The organism is Variovorax sp. YR752 (genome assembly GCF_943372545.1).
Map to the genome: position 1 here is coordinate 1 of NZ_CALRZC010000317.1, position 7,239 is coordinate 7,239.

Consider the following 7,239-nt stretch of genomic DNA (forward strand, 5'->3'; position numbering starts at 1 on the left):
TCACCTGCCAGAACGACACCGGCCAGGTGATGTACATGAACTACTGCGTGTACGTCTACCAGGGCAGCGAGATCGCCGGCTACGCCCCGCGCTACATGACCAACTGGAACGGCGCGCAGATGGCCTACAACATCTATGCCGACGCAGCCCGCAGCGGCATCGTCGGCCCGCCCCCGGGCGGCGGCACCTACGCCAGCGCGGGGGGCTCGTTCGTGCTGCCGGCCAGCGGCGGCAACGTCGCGTTGAACATTCCGCTCTACGGCCGCGTGCCGTCGGGGCAATCGCTGGTGGCGGGCAGCTACCAGTCCAACATCTACAACTCCGAGGTCGTCTGGGGCATGAAGAGCGGCAATGCGCCCGACAGTTGCACCGCGACTTCGGCCAAGTACGTCGGCAGGACGACCTTCTACACGCAGGTCACGGCCACCTATTCCAATGCATGCACCGTCAGCGTGGCGGCCACCGACCTGGACTTCGGCAGTGCCAACTCGCTGGCGTCCGCGGTCAACGGCACGGCCGCCATCACGATGGCCTGCCCGCCGAGCACCGCCTGGAAGGTGGGGCTGAGCAATGGCGCGAACGTGGCGGGGACCCAGCGGCGCATGGCGGGCGGTGCAGGGGGTTCAGGTGGCGCAGGCGACTACATCCGGTACGAGCTGTACCGCGATGCCGCGCGCTCGCTGCGCTGGGGCAACACCGCCGGCACGGACACGGTCGACGGCAGCGGCAACCCCGGAAGCGCCATCCCGGTCTATGGACGGGTGCCGGCCCAGACCAATGTGACGCCGGGCAGCTACAGCGACACGGTCACCGTCACGGTGACGTACTAGAGCCCGTCAGGCGTCGTTGCGAAGCGGCGCGTGGCGCTGCTCCGCATAGGCCTTCAGCGACTGCATGGTCCGAGGCAGCCCCTTGCGAAGTTGCTTGGCAACGCCGGGCCCGAACAGGAAGGCCAGGCCGCCCGTGAACCACACGCGGTGCGCGACTTCCGAGCCACCGGCGACCGGCGACACCGTGTGCTCGAAGTGCATGCGGAACAGGGGGATGTGGCCTTCGACGGTGAACGATCGGCCCTCGGTGCGCTCCGTGACGGCCATCGGCACGCCCATGCCTTTGCTGGGAACGATCCGCCCCTTGGTTCCCACAGCGAAGGGACCGTTGAGCCGGGCCTGCTTGGTGTCCGGGTCCCACAGATGCCATTGGTCGACCTCGCTCCAGATGTGGTCGATGACCGTGGGCGGGACTGCGATGTGGATGCGTTCTTCGATGTGCATGAGGAGGGTCAGGAGTAGGCGCGAAGCCTAATGCACTGCGTCCCGCAGAACCTGCGATGCAGCCTCGGCGACGAGGGACATTGAGGCGCCAACCCCGGGGCTTCAAACCGGCGCGTAGGCTCCCGTACCGCCGGGCCAGGCCGTCAGCACCTCGTACCCGTCGGCCGTCACCGCCACCATGTGCTCCCACTGCGCGGACAGCGAGCGGTCTTTCGTCACGACGGTCCACCCGTCGGCCAGCTGCTTCGTTTCGGCGCGGCCCGCATTGAGCATCGGCTCGATGGTGAAGACCATGCCCGGCTCCAGCACGAGGCCCGCGCCGCGCCGCCCGAAGTGCAGCACCTGCGGTTCGTCGTGGTAGATCTGGCCGATGCCGTGCCCGCAGTACTCGCGCACCACGCTGAAATGCTCGCGCTGGGCAACCGACTGGATGGCGTGGCCCACATCGCCTAGCGTCGCGCCGGGCTTCACCTGACGGATGCCGGCGCACATGGCTTCGTACGTCGTCTCCACCAGGCGCCGAGCGAGCACGCCGGGCTCGCCGACGAAGAACATGCGGCTGGTGTCGCCGAACCAGCCGTCCTTGTTGACGGCGACATCGATGTTGACGATGTCGCCCTTCTTCAGGATCTTGTCGGGCGAGGGGATGCCGTGGCACACCACCTGGTTGACCGAGGTGAGGATGGTCTTCGGATAGCCCAGGTAGCCCACGTTGGCGGGAACGGCGCCTTGCACCTTCACGATGTGGTCGTGGCAGAGTCTGTCGAGCGCATCGGTGCTCACACCGGGCACGACGTGGGGCTCGATCATGGCGAGGACCTCTGCAGCCAGCTGCGCGGCCCGCCGCGCCATCACCAGCTCTTCGGTCGACCGGAGGGGAACATCGTGTGCCATCAGTGCTGCTTGCCGTTCGCGGCAGCGCGAGGCTTGCCGGGTGGGGCGGCAATGTCCAGGCCGCCCGAGAGCTCGGCCTGGATCAGCAGCTGGCAGACCTCCCGGTAGTCCAGGTCGGGGTGCATCTCGGTCAGCATGCCGACCCGCATCCAGTGCTCTGCCTGTGCATTGATCGACCGGCTGAGGGCGTTGCCCGCCACGCGCAGGTTCTCGTGCATCAGGTCCGAAATCTTGACGATGCCCATGGGCGACCTCTCTGTATGAAACGTATACGGATTATATGCATTTCATATGGTCGATCGTTGCTGAGGCCGAAGGCCCCGGCGTCAGGCGCGCTTGGCAGAGGCCCCGTGCAGCGTGCCGTGCACATGGCCGGCGTGCTGGCCGAAGGGCTCGGGCGTGAGCGCGGCGGTGTCCAGCTCCTGCAGGATGCCGCAGGCACTCGCTGACTCGGGGCCGCCGCACTGCAGGCGCAGCGCCTTCAGCTGCTTTTCGAGCGTCTTCAGCTCGGCGATGCGCGAGGCCACGTGGCCGATGTGGTCGTCCAGCAGCTGGTTCACTTCGCCGCAGTCGTCCTGCGGGGCATCGCGGAATTTCAGCAGGCTGCGGATCTCGTCGAGCGTCATGTCCAGCGAGCGGCAGCGCCGGATGAAGCCCAGGCGCTGCGTGTGCTCGTCGTCGTAGATGCGGTAGTTGCCGTCGGTGCGCGCGGGCGTGGGCAGCAGCTGCTCACGCTCGTAGTACCGGATGGTTTCGACCGGCGTGTTCGTGGCCTTGGCCAGTTCACCGATTTTCATGATGCGGCATCTCAAGGAAGTGGCAATCAGCGGTTGACTCTACACCTGCTTCAGGGTTTCCAATGAATGCATGACGAATCAGAACACCCTGAATCAGCCGGTGCCGCGTGCAGCGCCGCATGACCATGATCACGATCATCACGGGCACGACCATGCGCACGATCACGCGCATGCCCACGCCCCCGCAGCACCGGAAACAGCCTGCTGCGGCAGCTCCGTGTGCGGCAGCACCCCGGCGTCGACCGAGCCCGCCGACCTGCCGAAGGGCGCGGTGCTGTTTCGCATTCCCACCATGGACTGCGCGGTGGAAGAGTCCGAAATCCGTCGCGCCCTCGAACCCGTCGCAGGCGTGAAGGGCCTGCGCTTCCGCTTGGGCGAACGCACGCTCGCCCTCACGACCGAAGACGGCGCGCTGCCCGCCGCGCTCGAAGCCATCCGCCAGGCCGGCTTCAAGCCCGAGCCCGTGGCTGCGTCGGGCGCGCAGAAGGCGGAGCCCGCGCGCTTTGCCGGCATGTCGACCGGCCTCGCGCGCCTCGTCGCCGCGCTGGTGCTGGCCATCGCGGCCGAGACCGTGTCGTTTCTCGCGCTCGACGGCGTGGGCTTCATGGCTGCCGAGATGGGGCTCGCGCTCGCGGCCATCGCGCTGGCCGGCCTCGACACCTACAAGAAGGGTTTCGCCGCGCTGGTGCGTGGGCGCCTCAACATCAATGCGCTGATGGCCGTCGCCGTCACGGGCGCCTTCATCATCGGCCAGTGGCCCGAGGCCGCGATGGTGATGGCGCTGTACGCCATTGCCGAACTCATCGAGGCCCGCGCCGTCGACCGCGCGCGCAACGCCATCCAGAGCCTGCTCGCGCTCGCGCCCGAACAGGCCGAGGTGCGGCAGCCCGACGGCAGCTGGCAGACCGTGCGCGCCGACGCGGTGGCGCTCGATGCCGTGGCCCGCATCCGTCCCGGCGAGCGCGTGCCGCTGGACGGCGTGGTGCTCGAAGGCACCAGCGCCATCGACCAGGCGCCGGTCACGGGCGAGAGCATTCCGGTCGACAAGGCCGCGGGCGATGCGGTGTTTGCCGGCACCATCAACCAGACCGGCGCACTGGTGTTCCGCGTGACGGCCGTGGCGGCCAACACCACGCTCGCGCGCATCATCCACGCGGTCGAAGAGGCGCAGGGTTCGCGCGCGCCCACGCAGCGCTTCGTCGACAAGTTCGCCGCCATCTACACGCCCACCGTCTTCGTGCTGGCGCTGGCCGTCGCCATGCTCACGCCGTGGCTCATGGACTGGACCTGGGTGCAGGCCATCTACAAGGCGCTGGTGCTGCTGGTCATCGCGTGCCCGTGCGCGCTGGTCATCTCCACGCCCGTGACGGTCGTGAGCGCGTTGGCCTCGGCCGCGCGGCGCGGCATTCTCATCAAGGGCGGCACCTACCTCGAAGAGGCACGCAAGCTCAAGGCCGTGGCGCTCGACAAGACCGGCACCATCACCGAAGGCAAGCCCAAGCTGGTCGAGTCGGTGCTGATCGACAAGGCCGCGGGCGATGAAGGCGCGGTGTACGCGCTGGCCGCCAACATCGCCGGCCGCTCCGACCACCCGGTGTCGAAGGCCATCGCCCAAGGCCTGGGTGGGTCGGTCGAAGAAGTCGGCGACTTCACCGCGCTGCCCGGACGCGGCGTGCAGGCCACGCACGCGGGCCAGAGCTACGTGCTGGGCAACCACCGGTTGATCGAAGAGCGCGGCCTGTGCTCGCCGGAACTCGAAGCCGAGCTCAAGCGCCACGAAGAGGCCGGCCGCACCGTGACGCTGCTCGCATCCGAAAAGTCGGTGCTCGCGCTGTTCGCGGTGGCCGACACCATCAAGCCTTCGTCGCAGGCCGCCGTGGCCGAGCTGCGCGCACTGGGCGTGACGCCCGTCATGCTCACCGGCGACAACACCGCCACCGCGAAGACCATCGGCGCGCACGCCGGCATCGACGACGTGCGCGGCAACCTGCTGCCCGAAGAAAAGCTCGACGCCATCCAGGCGATGCAGCAGCGCTACGGCGCCGTCGCGATGACCGGCGACGGCATCAACGACGCCCCTGCGCTCGCCAAGGCCGACATCGGCTTCGCCATGGGCGGCGCCGGCACCGACACCGCGATGGAAGCGGCCGACGTGGTCATCATGAACGACGACCTGCGCCGCATTCCCGAGACCATCCGCCTGTCGCGCCGCTCGCATGCGGTGCTGTGGCAGAACATCACCCTCGCACTCGGCATCAAGGGCGTGTTCTTCGTGCTCGCGGTGTTCGGCAGCGCGACCATGTGGATGGCGGTGTTTGCCGACATGGGGGCGAGCCTGCTGGTGGTGGCGAACGGGTTGCGGTTGATGCGGATGCCCAAGGAGTGAATCTGCGCGAGGCATGAGGGCCTGCGGGGCAGGGCGGCGGTGGCACTAACATCGGCCGTCCTTTTCGCCCGCTCCGCGCCCCCGCCCATGTCCGTCACCACGCTCCTGCTGCAACTCGTCGTCATCCTCACCACCGCGCGCCTGTGCGGCTGGGTGCTGCGCCATGTGGGGCAGCCGAGCGTGGTGGGGGAGATGGCGGCGGGGCTGATGCTCGGGCCGGCGGTCATGGGCACGCTCTTCCCGTCGCTGCATGTGCAGCTGTTCGCCAAGGAGTCGCTGCAGGGGCTGTCGTCGCTGGCGACGGTGGGGCTGGTGCTGTTCATGTTCGTGGTCGGGCTGGAGCTGCGGGCCACGCGCAACATGCGCGCGCAGCTCAAGGCGGCCGGGGCGGTGGGCGTGCTGAGCGTGGCGGTGCCGGTGGTGCTGGGCATCGCGATCTCGCCGATGCTGCACCCCACGCTCGCACCGGCCGGCGTGGGCTTCTGGCCCTTTGCGCTGTTCATGGCGGCGGCGCTGTCGATCACGGCGTTTCCGGTGATGGCGCGCATCCTGAAAGACCGCGGCATGACGCGCACGCCTTTCGGCCAGCTGTCGCTGAGCGCGGCGGCGGTGGTCGATGTGTTTGCGTGGATCCTGCTGGCCTTCGTGGTCGCGACCATCGGCGCGGGCGAGGGCTATGCCGGCCTGCTCAAGACTTCGGTCGGCGTGGTGGTGCTGCTGGCCTTCCTGTTCTTCGGCCTGAAGCCGGCCTTTGCGTGGCTGCTGCGTGTGAAGGCGCCCGACGGCGAGCCGTCGACCACGCTGATGGCCTCGCTCATGATCGGCCTCTTGCTGTGCGCGCTGCTGACCGAATGGCTGCACCTGCACGCGGTATTCGGTGCCTTCCTGTTCGGCGCCTGCCTGCCGCGCGACGACCGCCTGCTGCGCTCGCTGAGCGAGCGCATCGAGCCCATTTCCATCGTCGTGCTGATGCCGCTGTTCTTCGCGCTCGCGGGGCTGGGCACCACGGCCAACGCGTTCTCGGGCGCGAGCCTGGGTGCGATGCTGCTGATCGTGGGCGTGGCCACCGTGGGCAAGATCGCGGGCGGCGCGGCGGGCGCGCGCATCGCCGGCTACAGCTGGCGCGACAGCCTGGCCACCGGCTCGCTCATGAACGCGCGCGGGCTGATGGAACTCATCGTCATGAAGATCGGCCTCGACGTCGGCCTGATCGGCCCCGAGCTGTTCACGATGCTGCTGGTGATGGCGCTCGCCACCACCGCGATGACCGGGCCGCTGATGACGCTGTGCATCGGCCGCAAGGCCCGGCCCGCCGAGACGGCGCACGCCGAGCCCTGAGCTCGCGCTTCAGCCGTTGCGGCGCATGCTGAACCCGATGCGCGTCTCGCCGCTCTGGCTCGACGCGAACACCTCGCCGCCATGCATGCGCGCGATCGCTTCGACGATCGACAGGCCCAGCCCATGGTGGCGCGTGGAGCCGTCGCGCGCCTGGGCTGCGCGGTAGAAGCGCTCGAAGAGGCGGGGCAGCGCCTCGGGGTCGATGGCCGCACCGCGGTTGACCACGGTGATGGTGTTGTGTTGGTCCCCAGGCCCGGCTGCGATCTCGATGCGCACCGTCGAGGCCGGCTCGGCAAAGCGGATCGCATTGCCCAGCAGGTTGAAGAGGGCGCGCCGGATCAGCCCCGCGTCCGCCTCGGCCACGGCCTCGCCGTGCACCTCGGCGCGCAGGCCGGCCTCGTCGAGCATGGCGTCGTAGAAGTCGATCACGTCGCGCGCCTGGTCCGCGAGATTCACCTGCGCCTTCGAGCGCGCCGAGGTGCCGCGGTCGGCCTTCGAAAGAAACAGCATGTCGGTCACGATGCCCGAGAGCCGACCCATTTCCTCGAGG

9 protein-coding genes are annotated in these 7,239 nt (G+C 68.7%); 3 read left to right on the forward strand and 6 right to left on the reverse strand.

The genetic code is table 11. The features are described from left to right. Window positions 1–830 (forward strand): spore coat U domain-containing protein (locus AAG801_RS38620; protein ID WP_341893182.1); only part of this gene is annotated, 830 nt, incomplete at its 5' end. Between the two features lie 6 nt (window positions 831–836). Here the strand turns inward: AAG801_RS38620 and AAG801_RS38625 are convergent. The 5 genes from AAG801_RS38625 to AAG801_RS38645 form a co-directional block, all read right to left on the reverse strand. Continuing rightward, window positions 837–1,274 carry an SRPBCC family protein gene (locus AAG801_RS38625; RefSeq protein ID WP_341893183.1) on the reverse strand — a complete coding sequence of 146 codons (438 nt, stop codon included), beginning with the start codon at window positions 1,272–1,274 and terminating at the stop codon, window positions 837–839. Between the two features lie 102 nt (window positions 1,275–1,376). Beyond that, window positions 1,377–2,168: a type I methionyl aminopeptidase gene (map, locus tag AAG801_RS38630; RefSeq protein WP_341893184.1), complete on the reverse strand. Its 792-nt coding sequence runs from the start codon at window positions 2,166–2,168 to the stop codon at window positions 1,377–1,379. After that, window positions 2,168–2,413 carry a ParD-like family protein gene (locus tag AAG801_RS38635; RefSeq protein ID WP_341893185.1) on the reverse strand — a complete coding sequence of 82 codons (246 nt, stop codon included), beginning with the start codon at window positions 2,411–2,413 and terminating at the stop codon, window positions 2,168–2,170. The genes map and AAG801_RS38635 overlap by 1 nt, the downstream gene beginning before the upstream one ends. An 81-nt stretch (window positions 2,414–2,494) precedes the next feature. Further along, window positions 2,495–2,965, reverse strand: a complete 471-nt coding sequence (gene cadR / locus AAG801_RS38640) for a Cd(II)/Pb(II)-responsive transcriptional regulator (protein ID WP_341893186.1) — start codon at window positions 2,963–2,965, stop codon at window positions 2,495–2,497. Further along, a complete protein-coding gene (locus AAG801_RS38645) occupies window positions 2,952–3,137 on the reverse strand; it encodes a hypothetical protein (RefSeq protein WP_341893187.1) in 186 nt (61 codons plus the stop codon). The genes cadR and AAG801_RS38645 overlap by 14 nt, the downstream gene beginning before the upstream one ends. A gap of 45 nt (window positions 3,138–3,182) precedes the next feature. Between AAG801_RS38645 and AAG801_RS38650 the strand changes: the two genes are divergently transcribed. Then, window positions 3,183–5,351, forward strand: coding sequence for a heavy metal translocating P-type ATPase (locus tag AAG801_RS38650; protein WP_341893188.1), 2,169 nt, complete (start codon window positions 3,183–3,185; stop codon window positions 5,349–5,351). Window positions 5,352–5,438: 87 nt separating this feature from the next. Next, entirely contained in the window at window positions 5,439–6,689 is a 1,251-nt protein-coding gene (locus tag AAG801_RS38655; RefSeq protein WP_101489654.1) for a cation:proton antiporter, read from the forward strand. Between the two features lie 9 nt (window positions 6,690–6,698). Here the strand turns inward: AAG801_RS38655 and AAG801_RS38660 are convergent. After that, the coding region (locus AAG801_RS38660; protein ID WP_341893189.1) for an ATP-binding protein at window positions 6,699–7,239 on the reverse strand (541 nt) is incomplete at its 5' end.

Excerpts from the sequence above, each read along its gene's own strand:
- AAG801_RS38625 (WP_341893183.1), bottom strand. The coding sequence starts at position 1,274 with ATGCACATCGAAGAACGCATCCACATCGCAGTCCCGCCCACGGTCATC.
- map (WP_341893184.1), bottom strand. The coding sequence starts at position 2,168 with ATGGCACACGATGTTCCCCTCCGGTCGACCGAAGAGCTGGTGATGGCG.
- AAG801_RS38635 (WP_341893185.1), bottom strand. The coding sequence starts at position 2,413 with ATGGGCATCGTCAAGATTTCGGACCTGATGCACGAGAACCTGCGCGTG.
- cadR (WP_341893186.1), bottom strand. The coding sequence starts at position 2,965 with ATGAAAATCGGTGAACTGGCCAAGGCCACGAACACGCCGGTCGAAACC.
- AAG801_RS38645 (WP_341893187.1), bottom strand. The coding sequence starts at position 3,137 with ATGCGCGTGATCGTGCGCATGGTCGTGCCCGTGATGATCGTGATCATG.
- AAG801_RS38655 (WP_101489654.1), top strand. The coding sequence starts at position 5,439 with ATGTCCGTCACCACGCTCCTGCTGCAACTCGTCGTCATCCTCACCACC.